At 45.4% G+C, this 20,575-nt stretch carries 18 protein-coding genes and 1 riboswitch; of the genes, 8 read left to right on the top strand and 10 right to left on the bottom strand.

From position 1 onward, the window contains the following. Nucleotides 1-35: 35 nt before the first annotated feature. The 4 genes from AC4JOV_RS01735 to ribA all read right to left on the bottom strand — a co-directional run bounded on the left by AC4JOV_RS01735 (nt 36) and on the right by ribA (nt 4,065). Nucleotides 36-923: a phosphoenolpyruvate carboxykinase (ATP) gene (locus tag AC4JOV_RS01735; protein ID WP_229936843.1), complete on the bottom strand. Its 888-nt coding sequence runs from the start codon at nt 921-923 to the stop codon at nt 36-38. Further along, nucleotides 920-1,369, bottom strand: a complete 450-nt coding sequence (locus tag AC4JOV_RS01730) for a lasso peptide biosynthesis B2 protein (RefSeq protein ID WP_229936844.1) — start codon at nt 1,367-1,369, stop codon at nt 920-922. Before AC4JOV_RS01730 ends, AC4JOV_RS01735 begins: the two co-directional genes overlap by 4 nt. Continuing rightward, entirely contained in the window at nt 1,359-3,125 is a 1,767-nt protein-coding gene (locus AC4JOV_RS01725) for an ABC transporter ATP-binding protein (protein ID WP_229936845.1), read from the bottom strand. The genes AC4JOV_RS01730 and AC4JOV_RS01725 overlap by 11 nt, the downstream gene beginning before the upstream one ends. A 153-nt stretch (nt 3,126-3,278) precedes the next feature. Beyond that, nucleotides 3,279-3,361: riboswitch (cyclic di-GMP riboswitch) on the bottom strand. A gap of 134 nt (nt 3,362-3,495) precedes the next feature. Then, a complete protein-coding gene (gene ribA / locus AC4JOV_RS01720; RefSeq protein WP_229936846.1) occupies nt 3,496-4,065 on the bottom strand; it encodes a GTP cyclohydrolase II in 570 nt (189 codons plus the stop codon). A gap of 113 nt (nt 4,066-4,178) precedes the next feature. Here ribA and hemB point away from each other — a divergent pair, with 113 nt between their 5' ends. From hemB to AC4JOV_RS01705, 3 genes are all read left to right on the top strand, one after another. Next, a complete protein-coding gene (gene hemB / locus AC4JOV_RS01715; protein WP_229936847.1) occupies nt 4,179-5,153 on the top strand; it encodes a porphobilinogen synthase in 975 nt (324 codons plus the stop codon). Nucleotides 5,154-5,270: 117 nt separating this feature from the next. Continuing rightward, nucleotides 5,271-6,197 carry an ornithine carbamoyltransferase gene (gene argF / locus AC4JOV_RS01710; RefSeq protein WP_229936848.1) on the top strand — a complete coding sequence of 309 codons (927 nt, stop codon included), beginning with the start codon at nt 5,271-5,273 and terminating at the stop codon, nt 6,195-6,197. 311 nt (nt 6,198-6,508) lie between these two features. Then, nucleotides 6,509-7,810 carry a (Fe-S)-binding protein gene (locus AC4JOV_RS01705; RefSeq protein ID WP_229936849.1) on the top strand — a complete coding sequence of 434 codons (1,302 nt, stop codon included), beginning with the start codon at nt 6,509-6,511 and terminating at the stop codon, nt 7,808-7,810. Nucleotides 7,811-7,827: 17 nt separating this feature from the next. Here the strand turns inward: AC4JOV_RS01705 and AC4JOV_RS01700 are convergent, their stop codons facing one another. The 5 genes from AC4JOV_RS01700 to panB form a co-directional block, all read right to left on the bottom strand. Then, nucleotides 7,828-9,072 carry an ArsS family sensor histidine kinase gene (locus tag AC4JOV_RS01700; RefSeq protein ID WP_229936850.1) on the bottom strand — a complete coding sequence of 415 codons (1,245 nt, stop codon included), beginning with the start codon at nt 9,070-9,072 and terminating at the stop codon, nt 7,828-7,830. Nucleotides 9,073-9,092: 20 nt separating this feature from the next. Beyond that, nucleotides 9,093-9,782, bottom strand: coding sequence for a response regulator transcription factor (locus tag AC4JOV_RS01695; protein ID WP_229936851.1), 690 nt, complete (start codon nt 9,780-9,782; stop codon nt 9,093-9,095). After that, on the bottom strand, nt 9,775-10,827 hold the full coding sequence (locus tag AC4JOV_RS01690; protein WP_229936852.1) for an AI-2E family transporter: 1,053 nt from the start codon (nt 10,825-10,827) through the stop codon (nt 9,775-9,777). The genes AC4JOV_RS01695 and AC4JOV_RS01690 overlap by 8 nt, the downstream gene beginning before the upstream one ends. A 99-nt stretch (nt 10,828-10,926) precedes the next feature. Further along, the gene (ruvB, locus tag AC4JOV_RS01685) at nt 10,927-11,934 is read right to left on the bottom strand and encodes a Holliday junction branch migration DNA helicase RuvB (RefSeq protein ID WP_229936853.1); all 1,008 of its coding nucleotides are present in this window, start codon (nt 11,932-11,934) and stop codon (nt 10,927-10,929) included. Beyond that, nucleotides 11,934-12,746 carry a 3-methyl-2-oxobutanoate hydroxymethyltransferase gene (gene panB, locus AC4JOV_RS01680; protein WP_229936854.1) on the bottom strand — a complete coding sequence of 271 codons (813 nt, stop codon included), beginning with the start codon at nt 12,744-12,746 and terminating at the stop codon, nt 11,934-11,936. The genes ruvB and panB overlap by 1 nt, the downstream gene beginning before the upstream one ends. A 151-nt stretch (nt 12,747-12,897) precedes the next feature. Here panB and trpA point away from each other — a divergent pair, with 151 nt between their 5' ends. From trpA to AC4JOV_RS01655, 5 genes are all read left to right on the top strand, one after another. Further along, on the top strand, nt 12,898-13,638 hold the full coding sequence (gene trpA, locus AC4JOV_RS01675; RefSeq protein ID WP_229936855.1) for a tryptophan synthase subunit alpha: 741 nt from the start codon (nt 12,898-12,900) through the stop codon (nt 13,636-13,638). 240 nt (nt 13,639-13,878) lie between these two features. Further along, the gene (gene lgt / locus AC4JOV_RS01670) at nt 13,879-14,670 is read left to right on the top strand and encodes a prolipoprotein diacylglyceryl transferase (RefSeq protein WP_229936856.1); all 792 of its coding nucleotides are present in this window, start codon (nt 13,879-13,881) and stop codon (nt 14,668-14,670) included. Nucleotides 14,671-14,681: 11 nt separating this feature from the next. Further along, nucleotides 14,682-18,089, top strand: a complete 3,408-nt coding sequence (locus AC4JOV_RS01665; protein ID WP_229936857.1) for a BadF/BadG/BcrA/BcrD ATPase family protein — start codon at nt 14,682-14,684, stop codon at nt 18,087-18,089. Continuing rightward, on the top strand, nt 18,086-18,292 hold the full coding sequence (locus tag AC4JOV_RS01660) for a hypothetical protein (protein ID WP_229936858.1): 207 nt from the start codon (nt 18,086-18,088) through the stop codon (nt 18,290-18,292). The genes AC4JOV_RS01665 and AC4JOV_RS01660 overlap by 4 nt, the downstream gene beginning before the upstream one ends. Next, the gene (locus tag AC4JOV_RS01655) at nt 18,289-19,794 is read left to right on the top strand and encodes a hypothetical protein (protein ID WP_229936859.1); all 1,506 of its coding nucleotides are present in this window, start codon (nt 18,289-18,291) and stop codon (nt 19,792-19,794) included. The genes AC4JOV_RS01660 and AC4JOV_RS01655 overlap by 4 nt, the downstream gene beginning before the upstream one ends. On the opposite strand, the gene AC4JOV_RS01650 is transcribed toward AC4JOV_RS01655, so the two are convergent. Beyond that, the gene (locus tag AC4JOV_RS01650; protein ID WP_229936860.1) at nt 19,778-20,569 is read right to left on the bottom strand and encodes a methyltransferase domain-containing protein; all 792 of its coding nucleotides are present in this window, start codon (nt 20,567-20,569) and stop codon (nt 19,778-19,780) included. The genes AC4JOV_RS01655 and AC4JOV_RS01650 overlap by 17 nt on opposite strands. Between the last annotated feature and the right edge of the window lie 6 nt (nt 20,570-20,575).

Genomic DNA, 20,575 nt, shown 5'->3' with positions numbered 1-20,575 from the left:
TACATAACTATACTACATCTCGTATTAATTGTTTCTTATAAAGCTGATAGTTTGGAATGTGCTACGATTTTATCATGCACCTCACCCAACCGTTCCCTGTTCCAGGGAACGTGCACACGAAAAACCCTGATACTGTTTGATATCCCTGAAAGGTATTTCAATCGTCTGGGTTTGAGATAGGAAAACATATAGAGATAGCTGGGGAGGAGAAGAGCAAATTTTTCAATCCCCTTCACTTCCTCAATGGTGATCTCTGCATCTCCCTCCATCCCTTCAAGTACATAAAAAGCATGAATAGGCTTAAAATGGGTGGTGAACTTCTCCACACGGTAGCCAAGCTCCTCGAATTTGCGGTAGGGACGGTGATAGGGGTGCGACCCGACAGCCATGAAGCTACCATCATCGATGAACGTCGGTACTTTGTCATCCGAGATCAACCTATGCCCCTGTTTGATGAAGTAGTCTGTCATCGTTGACTTGCCACCCATAGACGGAGCGATAAAAAAGATAGGTTTCCCCTCTACTTCTACTGCACCGGCATGAAAAAAGTCATACATATCCTCCAGAGTCATATAGAGTGGTAAAAACAGATGAATAAACCAAAAACCCAACAGGTTTGCATCTCCTTTTTCACCCATTTCATAATAAATCGTTCTCTCTCCACCGACCCAGTAAAAACGTACTACATCCTCCACCTCATAACACCAGGGCTGCCCTGCGTGGCTCCCCTCAAACTCCCTGTCACTATAGAGATAAACATGTCGACCATGTGCCCAGTATAAAGGCAATCCGCAGGTAATCATATTTTTAATGTCACAAGGAATGTCTGAAGAGAGTGTGACTTCATAACGTATCTCCGTTTCATGAGAAAGATCCAGAGGAAAATCGATATCACTCTTGATCTTGGTACCATAGACTCTCATTCTTTCCCCCACCCTAATACTGAAAGTACTTTAAACTCTTCAGATTTACCCCCTGTAATGATCCTCTCCCCACACTGTGACCATGCATGTGCTTTTAGCTCACCATCTTTCTCTCTCATCGCTCCCAGATAAAACACCCCCGGAATCCCCCGTTTTTGCAGCATACGCTGTGCCGTCAATGCCTGTACCAGACAGGCGCTCTCCCAGGGGGTATGGAGTGCTGCTCTTACGATCACATTCCCTACATCCGTTGCACTTTGCTGCTCTTCATCGCTCAAAGGCACTATTTCAGATAGGTTTTTTTGCTGCGCTAAAGAACGTGTCAAACGTTTGAAAGAGAAAAGCAAAAGGGCTAGACGCATCAACCCCAAAGTCACATAGGCCTCTGTAAAAAGTTTTTTCTCTTCACCGTGTAAAGCAAAAAATTTTTTGATCTTATGCAGCATTGGCAGCCCCGTTGATCACACCTCTTCCGTAAATTTCCCTATAGTTCCCCTCAGCCTTCACCTTACCCTCTTCAATCAGATAGATATAGTCGGCCTGTTTGATCGTCGTCGTCCGGTGTGCGATGATAATCGTCGTACGTTCTTTCAAAAATGCTTCAAGTGTTTTATAGAGATCATTCTCAGTATCATTATCCAACGCCGAGGTTGCCTCATCAAAGATCACGATTTTTGGATCAGAGAGGATCAACCTCGCGATGGCTAGCCTCTGTTTCTGTCCACCCGAAAGACGGATACCGTTTTTGCCGATACGTGACTCCAATCCCTCTTCAAGCCCTTCTACAAATCCATCGAGTTTTGCTGCCTTCAATGCTGCATAGATCTTTGTATCACTGATCTCTTTGGCAAGTGTAAGGTTCATACGGATCGTATCATTGAAGAAGAGAGACTCCTGCAGCATCAGGGCAACATTCTCCCGAACAACAGGGAGTCCTATCTCTTCAATAGGAATACCGCCATAACATACTTCCCCTCCTTGGTGATGATACAGTCCTACCAGGATCTGGGCGATCGTGCTTTTTCCGCTACCGCTGGGTCCGACCAGTGCGACCTTCTCTCCCTTCCTCGCTTCAATGTTGATATGAGAAAGTATTTCCCTCCCGCCGGGATAAGCAAAAGAGAGATCTTTCAGTGTGACTGAGGTGCTTGCAACCCCCTCAAAAGGATTCTGCTCGTGAGGGTAGTGCGGCTCCTGTTGGAGATCCAGAAGTGCATTGATGCGCTCCAGCGCCGGTTTGGTATTTTGATAACTGATCACCAGCCCCATCAACTGCTGTACAGGAGTATTCAGTGTAGAAAGATAGAACAAAAAGGCGATCATCATTCCCACACTCAAATCAGAGTAGGCAACCACTATCACCCCTAAAGCACGAAAGAGATCGATCACCGTATTGGTCAGAAGCCCGGAAGACCTTTGTGCCACCATCGCTTTCTGACCATATTCGACCGATGCATTTTCTATCTCTTTGGCCTGGCCAAGGATAAGACCGAAAAAGTTTTTCTCCTGGTTACTCGCACGCACCTGCATAAAAAGCTCAAGTGTTTCATTAAGCAGTTCATTATAAACCTCATAGGCTTTATATTGGCGCTTTAGCAGCTCCCCGGTCTTCCTGCCAAGGAGTTTTGAAAAGGCGAGGAAGAAAGGGTTCAATATAAAGATCAGTAACGCCAGTACCCAATTCATCCAAAACATCACAGCTGCAATCCCTACAAGCATCAATGCCGCACTGAAAAAGTTGCTGACAAATGCTCCGGAAAAACTGCTGACACCCTCGACATCCTGTATCGTCTTGGAAGCGACCCCGCCGGACTTCAGAGTCTCATACTCGTGCAAAGAGACACGCTCGAGGTGGTGTAGGATACGATGCCTGAGAAGATAGCTGATCTTCTGGGTGACCTTAATCGCATAAAAGCTCTGTTTATTGCTGAAAACAAATGCCACCATTCGCAATAGTATTACAACTACTACTGTAACAGAAACGAGAAACCATGCTTCCGTGTTGCCGAATGCAGCAGATAAAAATGTTGTCATTTTCCCAGGGTGACCAAGCAGTACCTCATCAATCAACAACGGAATCAGCATAGGAATAGGCAGAAGCAGCAGTGTTGCACCTATACCATAAACCAGTGTAGCCCAAAACGCTTTTTTTTGTGCGAAAACCTGCTCTCTCAAGAGCTTCAATGAGTAGCGTTTTGTCATTTGGGATCTATCCCATCGCTATATATCCCCAATATAGCAGTATATACAAACAGGAAGAAAGTAAAAGAGAGAAAAATATCTTTCAACTCAAAGATATGAAATTTTTTTAATGATACATCATTCCACTGTTTCATGGTACTGCTCCAGAATATCTCTGGCAACCCGGCTATCTTGCCCCCTTTTCAAGACCCGCAGCTTTCCGTCTCTACCTCACGATAGGTTTGGCTTTTTCTATTTTTATTAAATTAAGTTATTTTACCTATTATAAAATTAAATAAAAATAAAAATGTAACATTAATATAACGTTGCTGATTTTTTAACACACTATCACATAAAATCTCGTATCTAAAAAAGAAGGGTAAAAGTGATTTTAGAGCAGATGCCCCATCTGCTCTTTTTTTGTCTGAAGATATTTTTCGTTGTGAGGATTTGAATCGATCTGTATAGGGATACGTTCGATGATCTCTATATTTTTAAGGCTTTCGATCTTCTTTGGATTGTTGGTAAGCAGCCTGAGCTTTTTGATCCCGAAATGGTTCAATATAAACTCTACGATATCATAGGTTCTCTCATCAGCCTGAAATCCCAGTTGGTGGTTTGCAGCAACGGTATCAAACCCTTTATCCTGCAGCGCATAGGCATTCACTTTGTTCAGAAGTCCGATGTTACGACCCTCCTGACGATGATAGATGATCATCCCACCTTCTTTGGCGATCAACTCCATTGCTGCATGAAGTTGCTCTCCGCAGTCACACTTCAACGAACCCAATGCATCCCCCGTCAGACATTCCGAGTGTACCCGCACGATCGGAGCTTCCGGAAGATCATCCGTATAGATCGCCAGATGTTCTTTCCCCAGATCATCTTTAAAAGCTTGAATGTTAAATGTCCCGTATTTCGTTGGTAAAATGGCCGTTTCTGATTGTTCTACTGCTTTCATGCCGGAGATTATACAGCAATAATAAATAATTAATCATTAACAGCCGATAATTGTTGTAAAATGGCAGCTACTTATAAATAATTAAAAAATTTCACCCAAAAGGTAGAATAATAATGTTTGCACGTTTTCGTAGAAAAAGAATCAACCCCGTCCTCAGAGAGCTCCTCCAGGAGACACACCTCAGCGTCAACGACTTCATCTATCCGCTTTTTGCAAAAAGCGGCGAAGGGATCAAAGAGGAAGTAGACTCCATGCCGGGCGTATACCAGATGAGTATTGATGAGATCATCAAGGAGTGTGAAGCGCTCAAAAAACTCGGAATCTATGCGATTATCCTCTTTGGTATCCCAAAGGTAAAAGACTCTGTGGGGAGTGATGCCCTCTGTGAACACGGTATCATCGCAGAAACAGTCAGAGCAGTCAAAGCGGCACATCCTGATATGTTCGTGGTAACAGACCTCTGTTTTTGTGAATATACAGATCACGGACATTGTGGAGTACTGGATCCGGTACTTGAAACGGTAGACAACGATATCACCCTTGGAAACCTGGCAAAGCAGGCAGTGATCCATGCGAAAGCAGGTGTGGACATGATCGCTCCGAGCGGGATGATGGACGGAATGATCACAGCAATCCGCGAAGGGCTGGATGGTGCAGGATTTGAAAATCTTCCTGTGATGAGCTACTCGACTAAATTTGCTTCAGCCTACTACGGACCGTTTAGGGATGTTGCAGAGAGCAGTCCAAGCTTTGGAGACAGAAGAAGCTACCAGATGAACCCTGCCAACCGCAACGAAGCAATCCTGGAAAGTGTAGAGGATGAAAAAGAGGGAGCAGATATCCTGATGGTCAAACCGGCCCTTGCTTACCTTGATATAGTCAGAGATATCAAAAACAACACCTCTCTTCCATTGGCAGTCTATAACGTATCGGGAGAATACTCGATGCTAAAGATGGCAGCCAAAGCAGGCGTGATCGATTATGACAAAGTGATGATGGAAACACTGCTTGGATTCAAGCGAGCGGGAGCTGATATCATCATCACCTACCATGCAAAAGAAGCGGCTGAACTGCTACAAAAACAGTAACTTCATCGGGGTTTCACCCCGACAATCACACCCTCCTTCAACTTTCAACCCATTTATGGTAGAATATTTCCTTTTAAAATTTTAGCTATATTTAATGTATCTAACAAGGATAGTCCGATGAGACACTTTTTGACACTGGCAGACTTTAGCAAAGAAGAACTGCTGGAGATGATCGCACTGGCACAGAAGATCAAAGCTCAAACCAAGCAACGCAAATTCGTACCCTACATGGAAAACCAGACACTGGGAATGATCTTTGAGAAGAGCTCTACACGTACCAGAGTGAGCTTTGAGACAGGGATCTACCAGCTTGGCGGTATAGGGCTTTTCCTCTCTTCCAATGATATCCAGTTGGGACGTGGAGAACCGATGAAGGATACTGCACGTGTCATCTCCCGTATGGTCGACATGGTAATGATACGTACCTTTGAGCACAGTAAACTTGAAGAGTTTGCAAAATACTCCAAAGTACCGGTGATCAATGGGCTTACAGATGATTACCATCCCGTACAACTGATGACAGACTACCTGACAATGCTTGAGTTTGGCAAAGAGAACCCGGTTGTCGCCTATGTAGGAGATGGGAATAACATGACCCACTCATGGCTGATGCTTGCAGCGATCATGGGGTTTGAGCTTCGTGTCGCTACACCAAAAGGATATGAGTGTGATCCGGCTATCGTAGCGCGTGCACAAACCCTTGCGGCACAAAACGGTGGGAAACTCATCTTTGGCAACGACCCAAAAGAAGCGGTCAGAGGTACAGATGTGGTCACAACTGATACATGGATATCTATGGGACAGGAAGATGAGAAGGAGACAAAACTCAAAGCGTTTGACGGATATATCGTTGATGAAGCAATGATGTCCCTTGCGAAAGAGGATGCGATCTTCCTCCACTGTCTACCTGCTTACAGAGGATATGAGGTAAGTGAAGAGGTCTTTGAAAAACACGCTGAAGTGATCTTTACAGAAGCAGAGAACAGACTGCATGCTCAAAAGGGTATCATGGTCTGGCTGGATAGTCATCGTAACGATAACTAAGTGAAGAGTGAAGAACGAATAGTGTATAGTTCCAGTTTGCATTGCAAAGCAATGCTTCTATACTAAGAATAAGAGAAAATGTCAGCCTTAACGACCTTGTACCCCATTTATGCTTTAGCAACAGGGGTATCGGCATTTAGTGCCAGAAAAGCGAAGCGATTCGAGAGGGCTGACGCTTTTTTGCTTACTTTTTTCTAAAAAAAGTAAACCCCAACACTTGAAATAAATAAAAAAGTTAGCTATAACTACTATATATACTCTACCTCAAAAGAGCTAGAATGTGAGTAAAAACAAATTGATAAGGAAACCGTTTGAGTAAATCAATCGACGAAATCTTTAACTTTACTGATACCAGTGAAGCCTGTATCAAATGTGGTAAATGTATCCCGGTATGTACCATCCACCAAGTCAACCCTGATGAGACCACCTCGCCCCGTGGATTTATCGACCTGCTTGGTGCCTATAAACGTGGAGACCTGGAACTGGATAAAAACGCAAAAGATATCTTTGAAAGCTGTTTTTTATGTACCAACTGTGTAGATGTCTGTCCCAACTCACTGCCTACAGATATGGTCATCGAAGAGGTACGTGCAGATATCGCGGACAAATACGGTATCGCCTGGTTTAAAAAAGCCTTTTTCTTCCTTCTCCGTAACAGAAAGATCATGGATCTTGTCATGAAACTTGGCTTTATGTTCAAAACCTGTGCCTTGAGTGTCGATGAAAAAGGAAGAGGGCTTAAGGCAAGATTTGCTCTGCCGATGGTCAAAAAGGGAAGATTGTTACCGTCTATGGCAAAAACCAGCTTTCTCAACAGCCATCCCGAAGAGATACCTGCACCCATACAGGAGAAGAAGAACCCTCGTGTAGCGATCTTCATCGGATGTCTTGCCAACTACAACTATACCGATATCGGTGATAGTCTGGTAGAGATACTCAAGCAGTTGAATATCGATGTCTTTATCCCTAAAAAACAGCTCTGTTGCGGTGCTCCGGCCTACTTTACCGGAGATAGTGACTCGGTAGAGTATATGACAAAAAAGAACATCAAATACTTTGAGAGCTTTATGGATGAGTGTGATGCAATGCTGATCCCTGAAGCGACCTGTTCCGCCATGGTCAAACATGATTGGCAGGTCTTCTTTGCAAATCATGATATGCCTGAATGGGAAGCGCGTGCCAAGAAAGTTGCTGAGAAGATACATATGGCAACCGCATGGCTCTATAACGATACCGATCTTGTCAAACTCTTGGAAGAAAAAGGGAAAAAGTTTGATGATGTGGTAACCTACCACGATCCTTGCCATGCAAGGAAAGTACAGGGCATCTGGAAAGAACCGCGTCATCTTCTGGCACCTAACTATCCGATGGAGGAGATGAGTGATCCGAACCGCTGCTGTGGATTTGGTGGTGTTACGATGCAGACTGAGAAGTTTCACCTCGCTGAAGCGGCAGGGAAACCTAAAGCGGCAATGATCAAAGATACAAAAGCCAAATATGTGAGCGCGGAGTGTAGTGCCTGTCGTGTACAGCTCAGTGAAGCCATGAACAATGCCGATGTCGAAACGATCTTCAAGAATCCTCTTGAGCTCATCGCTGAAGCACTAAAATAAGGGCGTAACCTTTACCCCTATTTAAGGGGGCAATGCTTCTCGGTAATAATAGAGAAGATGTTGTTCCCCTCCTCATATCTATACTCCAACAGATATCCCAATTTCTTCAAGATCGCATTCACGATGTAGAGTCCCAAGCCAAAACCTGAACTGCGTTTCTCCTCCTGGGAAAAAGGCTCCAGATAATAGGAGAGCGGATGTTGCAATGCTTTTCCTTTTGAAAGGACTTCCAAGCCATTCTCAACCGACCGCAGACATACCAGTTTATCTTCACTGTACTTGATACCGTTATCCATAAGGTTTTTAAGTGCCAGGGCCAAAAGATTCACATCTGTGATCAATGCCCCGTTTTCCACCTCGATACACATATGATCACTCTCATTGATCAAAAGCTCACGTGTTCTCTGAACCACCTCATCCATCGATGTATACTCCAGGTTCGGTTCAAAACTCTGTGTTGTCACCCGTTCTATCTGAGCAAGTTCACTGATGAGCTCATTCATACGCTCAAATGCACGTACCAAGACCTTTTTACTCTGTGCATCCTCCAGCATCTCTACGACGATACGCCCCTTGGTGATCGGTGTTTTAAGCTCATGCATAATATTACGCATAAAAAGGTTTTTGGAGGTAGAGAGTTGATTGATGTGCCTGATAGCATTGTCAAAACTTTGTGCAATTTTACCTATCTCATCATCATATTGATAGGTTACCTTCGTATTGAGGTCTCCTTTTGCAAAACGCTGTATCTCTTTATGCAGGGTACGAAGCGGATAGAGCTTCCGCAAGACCGCCACATAGAGCAGAAGCAAAAGCGAGGTCAAAAAGGCACCCAAACCTACGGCAATCTCAAAATAATACTTCTCTTCCCTGGCATCCTCAAGCATCAGGTTATACTCCATACGCTGTATATAGATATATCGTTTATCCTGGATATCAAAAACCCTTACTTTACCCAATGCAGAACCGCCCGTAAAGATCGTCTCTCCGCTGTTCTCTATACGTTTTTTGAGGATCAGAGCACCCTGATTGGAGAGAGGTTTAAGCTTGAGCTCCTGATAGAGTTCCTCCAACGTCTCTTCATCAGGATGCCTTTGCAGATTGGAAAGAAAGGTCACGGAGATCAGTTGATAGTGTTTGAACTCTTCTATTTTCTGACGGTCCTTGTCCCAGGAGAGGAAAAGCATAAAGGTCGTAACCAAAATAATGATCGCTATAGAGAAGAGGATATGGATAAATGTTGTAACCGATAAGTTTCTCATCGCTCTCTTTCTCTTTTAACCTATTTCGCAGGGGAAGGACGGTCTGTCAGGAGATACCCTACGCCCCGGATCGGTTTGATATAGACATGATCAGGATCGATCTTAGCAATCTTTTGACGAATACGTGAGATGATCACATCGATATTTTTGATAGAACTGTCATCATCGATATGCTCACTCTCATAAAGCAGTTGTTCTCTGGATACAGAACCGTTTTTATGCCGGATCAGCATATTGAGGATATCATACTCTGCTGCGGTCAGTTCCAGCAGTTCCCCTTTAAATGTAATCGTATGGGCTTTGCTGTCTGCGTCAAAGAGTTCAGCCTCTTTTACAGGTGTCTCTACGCTATGTGTACGGCGCAGTATTGTCTTGATACGTGTAACCAGTTCCCTCGGATCATATGGTTTTGGCATATAGTCATCCGCACCACGCTCCATACCGATCACTTTATCGGTGATATCATCACGGGCTGATGAGATAATGATAGGGATATTGGTAATCTCCCTGATCTTCTGGATCACCTCCAGCCCATCCATACCCGGGAGTGTAAGATCAAGTATGATCAGATCAAAATCATGCTGGGTCAAGAGCGAAAGTCCCAAAAAAGGATCTTCTGCACCGATCACTTCCATATCGTATTTTGTCAGATAGTTTGTCAGTATCAGTGCGAGTTCCGGATCATCTTCAATGATAAGTATCTTAATCATCTTTCTCCCCTATGTTGCTTATTTTTATCTCTTTGATATTTTCAGCTTTATTGTAGTCTATATATACTTTGGTGATCGCAATCAAAAACGAAGTAATCGCCGGTCCAAGGATCATCCCCCAGAAACCGTAGGTACTGATCCCAGCAAGGATCGAAAAGAAGATCACGATCTCATTGATCTCTATGGTACTCTTCAGCAGATCCTCTTTGATCACTTTGATGATAACGGGTTTCACAAAGGTATCTGCAATGATCGATATCACAATGATCGAATAGCTTGCAATCATCAGTGCCGTCTGGCCATCGAGATTTGTCCAGGCATACAGAGAGACCGGTACCCATACGATCGCCCCTCCGATAATCGGAACAAGCGAGGCAAATCCATAGATCACACCGAACAACAGTCCATTGAACCCATAGTAGCTTGCCATCGCACCAAAAAGCACTCCCTCGAAGATCGCTGTCACAATGATAGAATAGAAGACAACCTCCATCGTGGAGGAGACCTCATGGATCATTTTCGCACTTCTCATACGGCTTACCGGCATCAGTGCACGTATCAGTTCAAAAAAACGCTCTCCATAGAAGTTGATAATAAAATAAAAAACCAGTACTAGGAGCATATTCTTGACAAATCCTATCCCTACACTTCCTGCCGTTGTCACATAAGAGGTAGCGGTCTTAAGGTACTCTGCGATCTTCTCATCACTCATCCAGTCCTTAAAATAAGGCACTTCATATTTTCTCAAAGTGGAGGTGATATCGTTGATCACAGAGATATCCATTTGCGAGAGGTACCCTACACCTGTGGTTGCGAGATAGATGATCGGAGCAAAAATGATCAGTACCAAAAGCAGTGTAGTGATCGCAGCACTCAGCTTTCTTGACTCTGTTTGGCGTATCAGTTTTTTGGTAAAGTTATAGGTTGCCATCGTGAGAAGCATAGCGACCACCAAAGAGAGCAAAAACGGCCGATAGATACTATAGGCACCAATCAAGGAGAGAATAAACAGTACCGTAATCGTCAAGCTCTTATTGGTGATCATTCAAACAGACCTCTCTTTATTTTTCTTCTTTTATCGGAATAAAGTCCGGCTAAAGTTCCTCTCACTGAAGCTTCGTTTTTCAACTCAGTGATGATCTTTTTATTCAAAAAGACCCTCCTTCATCCCGCCGAGTTTGAAATGTTCATAGCTTTTCTGCGTTGCGATACGGCCTCTTGCTGTACGTTCTATGTAGCCGTTCGCGATCAGATAAGGCTCAAGTACATCCTCGATCGTTCCTTCATCCTCACTCAGTGCAGCAGCGATCGTACTCAGACCCATCGGTTTGTTCTTCGCAGAGACAAGCAGATCCAAAAGGCGGATATCCTGTTCATCAAACCCAAGGTTATTTACCCCAAGTTCATCGAGTGCATATCTTGCTCTTTCATGTGTGATCTCAGTTTCATCCTCCACTTCGGCAAAGTCACGCACCCTTCTTAAAAGACGCAAGGCGATACGGGGTGTTCCCCTGCTCCGTCTTGCGATCTCGATCGCCGCATCTTTTTGAGAGCGTTTTTCAAGCTTGTGCGATGCCTGTGTAACGATACGCCCCAGCTCCTCAGGGGTATAGAACTGCATCCTAAAGTGCATTCCGAAACGCTCACGAAGAGGGTTTGAAAGCATCCCGGCCCTTGTCGTAGCACCGATCAGCGTAAAACGCGGAAGATCGATCTTCACTGTCTGGGCTGCAGGACCGGAGCCGATAATGATATCCAGCCTGAAATCTTCCATCGCCGGATAGAGTATCTCTTCAATGGCAGGGCTCATACGGTGAATCTCATCGATAAAAAGGATATCCCCCTCTTCGATATTGGTAAGCAGTGCTGCCAGGTCTCCGGCTTTTTCTATCATCGGCGCTGCAGTGGTTTTGATATTGGCTCCCATCTGAGTGGAGATGATATTGGCCAGTGTCGTCTTGCCAAGTCCGGGAGGTCCGAAGAAGAGGATATGGTCAAGCGCTTCGCCTCTTTTCTTACTCGCCTCTATAAAGACTTTGAGGTTTTTCTTGATCTTCTCCTGGCCGATATACTCATCCCATGAGCTTGGCCTCAAAGTGACTTCGTAGCTCCCTTCACCCTCAAAGCGTTCTATCTCTACCATACGCTCCATTAGTAGCTGTACTCCTCGCTAGGGAACTCCCTGCTTTTGACTTCATCCCGGTACTGCTGTAGTCCCTCTTTTATCATCGTTGCACCTTTGCCGTACTTTTTCACAAATTTCGGTGTAAAGGCTTCAAAGAAATCAAACATATCACTCCATACAAGTACCTGTCCATCCGTTGTATTTCCAGCTCCGATACCGATGGTCGGAACACTTACCGTCTCTGTGATCGCTTTGGCAGCTTCTGATTTGACCCCCTCGACCAGGATCATAAATGCACCGGCCTCTTCAAGTACCTTTGCATCTTCCACCATGCTTTGGATATCCTCGGTATCCTTACCTCGTACCTTATATCCGCCTTCACTTCGTACAAACTGCGGCATCAATCCTACATGTGCCACTACGGCTATCCCGTTCTCTACCAGTGCTTTAATGACAGGGGCTCTCTCTTTACCGCCCTCGATCTTGACCGCCTGTGCATCTGTCTGCTGATAGACCTTTGTCGCATTGGCTACCGCGATCTCCGGTGTGGTATAGGTACCAAAAGGCATATCAAATACCACTATCGACTTCTGTGCGCCATGACAAACTGCCTGGGTATGGTAGATCATCTGATCCAGTGTTGCAGAGAGTGTATCGGGCTTGCCCAAAAAACTCATATTGAGGCTGTCTCCTACCAGTATCATCTCTACTTCACCGTCAAAAAGCTTTGCAAAGAGTGCATCATATGCTGTGACCATGACGATAGGCTCTTTGCCTTTCATTGCCTGAAGTGCACTCAAGGTGATTTTTTTCTCTATTTTTGGAGTGTGAATACTCATTGTTTTCCTACTGCGTCTATATTTTTTCAGCAGAAAGCTCACGTGACTGGTCACTTTCTGGAACTTTTTGCTCGTCTCATTCTATTTTTTACTGATTTTAGCATATAATATCCAAAATAATTTATTGATAGTAATAAAAAAAGAGTTTAAGTTGAAAAAATTAGTTGCATATCTAACCACGGGATACCCGTCACTGGACTTTACCGTTGACGCTGCTTTGGCACTCAAAGAGGCCGGAGTCGATACCTTGGAGCTCGGCATGCCGTTCTCGGATCCTGTCGCAGATGGTCCGGTGATCGAAAAAGCCAATCTTCTGGCACTCCAGTCAGGCTACAAGCTTGAGCATCTTTTTGATGCCTCTGCAAAGATCGCACCGCATATCGATACGTTATGGATGGGATACTTCAATCCTTTCTACCATAAAGGTATGGAGTATTTTATCACCAAAGCCAAAGAGACCGGCGTCAACGGATTCATCATCCCCGATCTACCGTTTGAAGAGGCAAAAGCATACAAGCCTATGATAGAAGAGGCTGGCCTTAACCTCATCGACTTTATCGCTCCTACCGACAGCCAGGAGCGTATCGAAAAGATCGTAAGTGAAGCACATAAGTTCATCTATCTTGTTGCCTATGCAGGTATCACCGGTGCAGGAAAAAGCGAAGATCTGCAGCCGATCGTAGCTGATATCAAAGCGTTTACCGATACGCCTGTCTATGTCGGTTTCGGTGTGGATCAAAATACCGCCAAAGAGAAAGCAAAAGGCGTCGATGGGGTGATCGTCGGCTCGGCCTTTGTCAAAGTACTTCTGGATGAGACGCTCAGCGACGGTCAAAAACTTACAAAAATCGCTGCCATCGCCAAAGAGATCAAAGAGAAAATCAACGAATAGCCCCTTTCTCTTGCAGCTTTATTTTCCGGGATTTTTGAAGTGGTTCTCTCAAAATCCCATACCGATAGCTTTTAAAATATACAGGTCACTGACCGTCAAAAACATTGCCCAATATCTGACACACTAAAATTATCTGTGCGCTTCCCTTCCCATAAAAAAATATTATAAATTCATTAAAAAAGATCAATAACTAAAAAACTTAAAGTATAATAACCTTAACTAATCTTTAAGGCAGTTAAAATGGATTATTTTACTTGGAACGTCAGCCCGATACTTTTAGAACTTGGTCCCCTTCAGCTTCGCTGGTACGGTATACTTTTTGTTGGATCATTTTTTTTAGGCTTAACGATTTCAAAATGGATATTTCAGCGTGAAGGACGTGATCCTGAAGTACTCGACACACTTCTGATCTATGCATTGGTAGGTACCGTGATCGGTGCGAGACTGATGCACTGTCTGGCCTATGAACCGCACTACTACCTCTCTCATCCTCTTGAGATCTTGATGGTCTGGAAAGGAGGTCTTGCTAGTCATGGCGGACTGTTGGGAGTGATCATCGCTTTTTGGCTCTTCTGCAAACGCTACAATGAGTCCTTTCTTTGGCTGATCTCCCGTATGACAATCCCGGGACTATTGATCGCCGCTGCCGTACGTTTTGGAAACCTCTTCAACTCAGAAATACTTGGGAAGGAGACTGATCTTCCCTGGGCGATCATCTTTGAACGTGTCGATATGCTTCCCCGCCACCCGGTTCAGCTCTATGAGGCCTTCTCCTATCTCGCTATTCTGGGACTTTTTGTGATACTCTACAAAAAACTCAGTACAGAACTGACTACCAGGCTCTTTCCCGGCTTATTGCTCTTTATGATGTTCAGTGTACGCTTTTTGCTCGAGTATACAAAGACCAAGCAGGCTGCATATAGCTGGGAGATACCTTTAAGCACGGGACAGATGCTCAGCCTGCCATTCATTCTTGTCGGTATGGGGTGGATCCTGTGGGCACTCAAAAGAAATCAAGTAAAAAGAGTGTAAAGTAGAACAATATGACAAAAGTAATGGAAACGAAAAACTATTCTCTTGGAATTGATATCGGTTCTACGACGGTAAAGTATGTCGTGTGTGACCAGCATTTCAATATCCTCGCTAAAGCCTATACACCGCATGAAACCAAACAGGCCCCTACGCTCTTAAGACTTTTGGAAGAACTCTCAACTACCCGGCCTGAAATCTACAACCATATAGAGAAGGTCTATATCACAGGTTCCGGTGCCTCGCGTATCGCACCTACACTCAATGCCCGTTTTGTCCAGGAAGTCAATGCCGTGGTGCTTGCTGTGGAGCATCATCACCCCGATGTGCGTGCCGTGATCGAACTGGGCGGGCAGGATGCAAAGATCATTCACTTCAAACAGAGTGAAGATGGTAAAAAGTCCGTACTCACCTCTATGAATGACAAGTGTGCTTCAGGTACCGGTGCGACGATTGAGAAGTGTACGATGAAAGTGGGGATGGAGAGTGAAGAGGTGCAAAAGCTCAGCTTTCAAACCGAAAAACTTCACCATGTCGCTGCAAAATGCGGGGTATTTGCCGAAACCGATATTGTCAACCTTGTCAAGACCTCCGTACCCAGTGATGAGATCATGAACTCCCTTGCCGATGCGATCGTGATGCAAAATCTGACGGTACTCACCAGAGGGAACACACTGATGCCAAAAGTGCTTCTGCTGGGAGGGCCCAATACCTATCTGCCGTTCTTGCAGGAGTGTTGGCGTCTTCGTATCAGTGAACTGTGGGAAGAGAGAGGGATCTCCTATGACAGAGAGAAGATCGACGAGCTTATCCTTGTACCGCAAAATGCACAATACTATGCAGCCCTGGGTGCAGTGATCTTCGGTGAGGGAGAGGACAACCATGATCAAAGCTTTGCAGGGTTGAATAAACTTCAGAGCCTTGTCAACGGTAACAACACGCTGGGGAATGAAAATGATGACACGCCCTTAAGCAGTTCGGATAAGGAGCTGGAAGCCTTTAAAGAGAAATATACGATCAAGCCTTTCACTCCCCCTGCTTTACAAAAAGTGACAACCTGTTATCTGGGGATTGACGGGGGTTCAACCAGTTCCAAAGCTGTCCTGGTAGATGATGAGGGCAACCTGCTGTGTAAAGTCTATCAACTCTCCAAAGGGAACCCGATACAAGACACACTGGAGCTTCTGGAACAGATCAAACAGATGGATTCCCATGGCTATTATGATGTAAAAGGTCTGGGGGTGACGGGATATGCTGCTGATGTACTGGAGGGTGCACTCAAGGCCGATGCCAATATCATCGAAACGATCGCCCACATGAAGAGTGCCCAAAAGGTCTTTGGCCAGAGTGTTGATGTCATCTGTGATATCGGCGGGCAGGATATCAAAGTACTCTTTATGGAGAACGGGATGATGAAAAACTTCCGTCTCTCCAACCAATGCAGTGCCGGCAACGGTACCCTGCTTCAAAGTATGTCCAAGCAGTTCGGTATCCCTGTAGAAGGGTATGCAGATACTGCCTTTTCTGCACAGAGAGCACCGCTCTTTAACTACGGCTGTGCGGTATTCCTCGATACGGACCGTGTCAACTTCCAGAAAGAGGGCTACAGCAAAGAGGAGCTCTTTGCCGGGATCGCGAAGGTACTTCCGAAAAATGTCTGGCAGTATGTGGTACAGGCTCCCAATCTTGCAGCTTTCGGAAAACATTTCGTGCTTCAGGGCGGGACACAGTACAACCTGGCTGCACTCAAATCACAGGTTGATTATATCAAAGCAAGGGTTCCTGATGCCACTGTCGATGTCCACCCTTACCCTGGTGAAGCCGGTGCATACGGTGCAGCCATAGAGGCCAGAGACAGGGTGAAAGAGCGAGGTGAAGCGACATTTGTAGGGATGGATGAAGCACTCCAGATGACCTATACCTCACGTACCGATGAGTCTACACGCTGTCACTTCTGTTCGATTCACTGTTCACGTACCTTCATTGATACCCAAACCCCCTCTTCCGAACCGGTACGTTATATCTCAGGATTTTCGTGCGAAGAGGGTACGGTAGAGTCACATGAAGCCCTAAGATCACTCAAAGAAGAGAGAAAAGCGCTGCAGGAATCTGTCCCGAACCTTGTCAAAAAAGAGTCACGTACGCTCTTTGCCCCTGGCTATACGCTGGAACAAAAACCTGACACTCACAGCAAAATCAGAGAACAGCAGGTGAAACTCACCCTTGGAGGATGGGGGCCTACACTGCGAAAAAAAGTAACCAGAGCCTTTAACCTCAGCAGCGAAGAAGATAGAAAATACAGACAGGCGCTCAAAGTCTCTCTGCCAAAAGTACTCAATATCTATTCGCTCGCACCATTTCTTCGTACCTACCTGGAGGCACTGGATATCGCTCCTCTCAATATCGTCTTTTCAGGCTATTCCAATGAGGATATGTTCCTGGAGGGGGCAAAGTACGGTTCGGTGGATTCCTGCTACCCTGCCAAAGTAGCCCAGTCGCATGTCTACTCTCTGCTTTTTGAGAAAAAGTATCGGAAAAAAGGATTTGACTACCTCTGGTTCCCTGCCGTGACCAACCTGCCCGGATTCCTTGAACATACCATGGGACAAACCTCATGTCCTATCATCTCCGGGACGCCAAAAGTCGTCTACTCTGCCTTCACCAAAGAGAAGGACCTCTTTAGCCAGCAAAAGATTACCTATGTTGAGGATGCACTCGATTTTGAGAACAAAAAACTGCTCAAAAAACAGCTCTTTGCAACATGGAGAGAGAAGCTGAAAATCACAGAAGATGAGAGCAACTGGGCAGCCGATCAGGCATGGAAAGCACTGCAGGCCAATGACGATGCGATTATGCAGGAGGGGAAAGCGATCCTTGAACAGGCAGAAGAGAATGATGAGATTGTGCTGCTGCTTCTTAGCCGTCCTTACCACTCAGATCCGGGACTCAACCATGAAGTTCTTGATGAGTTCCAGTCTTTAGGCTTCAAAACCCTCTCGATGCGTTCTCTCCCTAAAGATGAATCCTATCTTAAAAGATATTTTCAAGCCGATATCGATGCAGGTATCATCGAATCGCCTTATGATATACGGGATGTATGGTTGGAGAATTACTCTACCAACTCTTCGCAGAAGGTGTGGGCTGCGAAGTTTGCCGCACGCCACCCGAACATTGCGGTGGTTGATCTCAGCAGTTTCAAATGCGGCCATGACGCCCCGACCTATGCCATCATCGATAAGATACTGGGTGCCAGCCAGACACCGCACCTTACCCTGCATGATATCGATGCCAACAAACCGGGAGGTTCGATCAAGATACGGGTAAAAACCTTCGCCTATACACTTGAGCAGTACCAAAAACAACTTAAAGAAAATCATGCGCAAACCATTGAAGCGGTAGCACCGGAAAAGGTCTTACTATGAAAAAACCAAGTGACACAAGGGGAATGCATTGTATGGCGTCAGCTCCTTGCATTTTCTTTTTTTTGGTTCGTTCTTTTTGCTTTGTTGCATTAACAAAGAAAAAAAATGAACAGGAAACCCGCTTTTTTTTATTGATTGAAATATTGCTAGGCAATATGAATGATCATTTTTCATCAAAATATCTTTTTGGGAGAATAGTATGAATGCAGCCTGTAACAATATCCGGTCCCAAGAGAGCGGAAACAACCTCGAGTTTATCCATAAAGATCTTTCACAGTGGAGAGAAGCTCCCCCGGAAAAGATAGCGTATGCTCCCAAAGAGGAGACGATCTTTCTCTCAGGCGGTCTCACGCTGTTACAGGACAGACTCATCGAATCCGCACTCAACTCGCTTGGTATCAACTATCTCTCTCTTCCCAATCCTGATTTCACTTCATTTCAGACAGGTAAGGCCTTTGGGAACAGAGGGCAATGTAACCCAACCTACTTTACTGTAGGCAATCTCGTCAAATATCTGCAAAAACTGCGTGACGAGCAGGGGATAAGCGCTGAGGAGATCGTAAGAAAGTATGTCTATATCACTGCCGGAGGCTGCGGCCCCTGCCGTTTCGGGATGTATATCACCGAGTATAAAAAGGCACTGCGTGATGCAGGCTTTGAGGGCCTGCGTATTACAGCCTTTGAACACAATAAGGGGATCTATCAGGGAGAAGAGATAGCCGATCCCCTCATTGAGTATACGCCAACGTTTTTCATAACACTGATCAAAGCGGTCATCATCGGCGATATCATCAATATACTCGGCTACAAGATGCGTCCTTACGAAGTGGAGGCAGGCAGTGTGGACCATGCGATAGAAGCGTGTCGAAAGCTGGTTGCCGATGCATTCCTGCAAAAAAAATCATTGATTAAAACTATGTGGCAGTGTCGCACTATCCTGGAAAAGGTAAAACTCAACAGGCTGCAGCCCAAACCCAAAGTGATGGTCATGGGAGAGTTCTGGGCATCTATGACCGAAGGGGATGGCAACTACAACCTGCACAGGTTTTTAGAAGCGGAAGGGGCTGAGTGTATCCCCCAACCGATCATTAACCGTCTGATGCTGAGTCTTTGGGAAGCCGAACAGAAGCTCCATCACAATGAAACACTGGAAAGTGAAACAACCAAAACGGTAGACTTCTCCAATGTCAAAACCAGAGTGATGCTCAAAGCAGCAAAAGCTGCCGTAAAACTCTACTTTACCCTCTATGCCAAAGCGATAGGACTACACGACTACCACATCCCTGATATCGATCACCTGGCAAAATACAGTAAAGAATACTACACACTGGAGTGTGAAGCCGGAGAGGGTCACCTGGAGGTTGCACACCTGGTGGAGAGTGTCAAAGAGAATCTTGCACATCTTGTCATCTCAGTGAAACCTTTTGGATGTATGCCCTCCTCCTCCGTCTCTGATGGTATCCAGTCGCTTGTTACAGCACGTCATCCGGATGCAAACTTCCTGGCGATAGAGACCTCAGGAGAGGGTGCGGCAAACTTCCACTCACGTGTACAGATGGCGCTTTTCAAAGCCAAACAGGCGGCCAAAGAGGAGTATGAAGCACTGACTATACCTGCACATATTCCCGAAAAAGTGCACAACTACCTCTATCAACCCACCAATGCAAAAGCAGGAACTGCTGCCAGACTTATAGCGAGTCTGTAGTCTTGCGTGCAAGGATATGGATATAGCGTCCCATATCCCGGTAAACAGGCTCCCGACAGTAACGGTACTCCAGCTTCATCAGCTCATCAATATCCGTCTCTTCCAGCGTACCTTTGTTCATATAGTCATGAAATACCCTGATACCTGTCTGTACTTTGATCTCATAGCCATGTTCCGCCAACCACGCTGTCAGGACTTCAGGCTTCTGAGGATAAGGAGGCGTGAGCTTTTTCCCTTTACCGTACCAGGCAGACTCATCCCCGACAAACGGGATGCACCACCCGCCTCTAAGCGCATTTCTGTAGACAAAACTATGATAGTTAAAAAAGAGCAGCGAAAGATATCCACCGGGTTTGACTCTCCTGGAGACTGCCTTCAGAGTCTCCAGAGGATCAGCCAGCCACTCTATCACTGCATGAAAAAGTACAAGATCCTGCCGTGGTATCCGGGTAGCCATCTGCTGGGCCGGCAGTTTGGCAAAAGATGCCTCCAGCTCCGCCTCTCTAAATGCTTTTTTCGTCTCTTCAAGCATCTTATAGGAGATATCACAGCAGGTAAGCGCATGCCCCTCTTTGGCAAACCAAAGTGCCAACTGCCCCAAGCCGCATCCTGCATCCCAGATATCCATCGTCTCTCTTTGGTGCAGCTCCGAGAGGTCTTCCTGCAGTAGTTTCAGCCGCCACTCCCCCTTGATACCGCCATAGATCCTATCTTTAAACTTATCAATCAATGGATCAAAGTTCTGATCATGTTTTCCTCGTTCTTTCTGTTTCACTCTTCT

The organism is Sulfurovum sp. MH2-6 (assembly GCF_058374785.1).
This window is presented reverse-complemented; position numbering and strand designations above follow the sequence as displayed.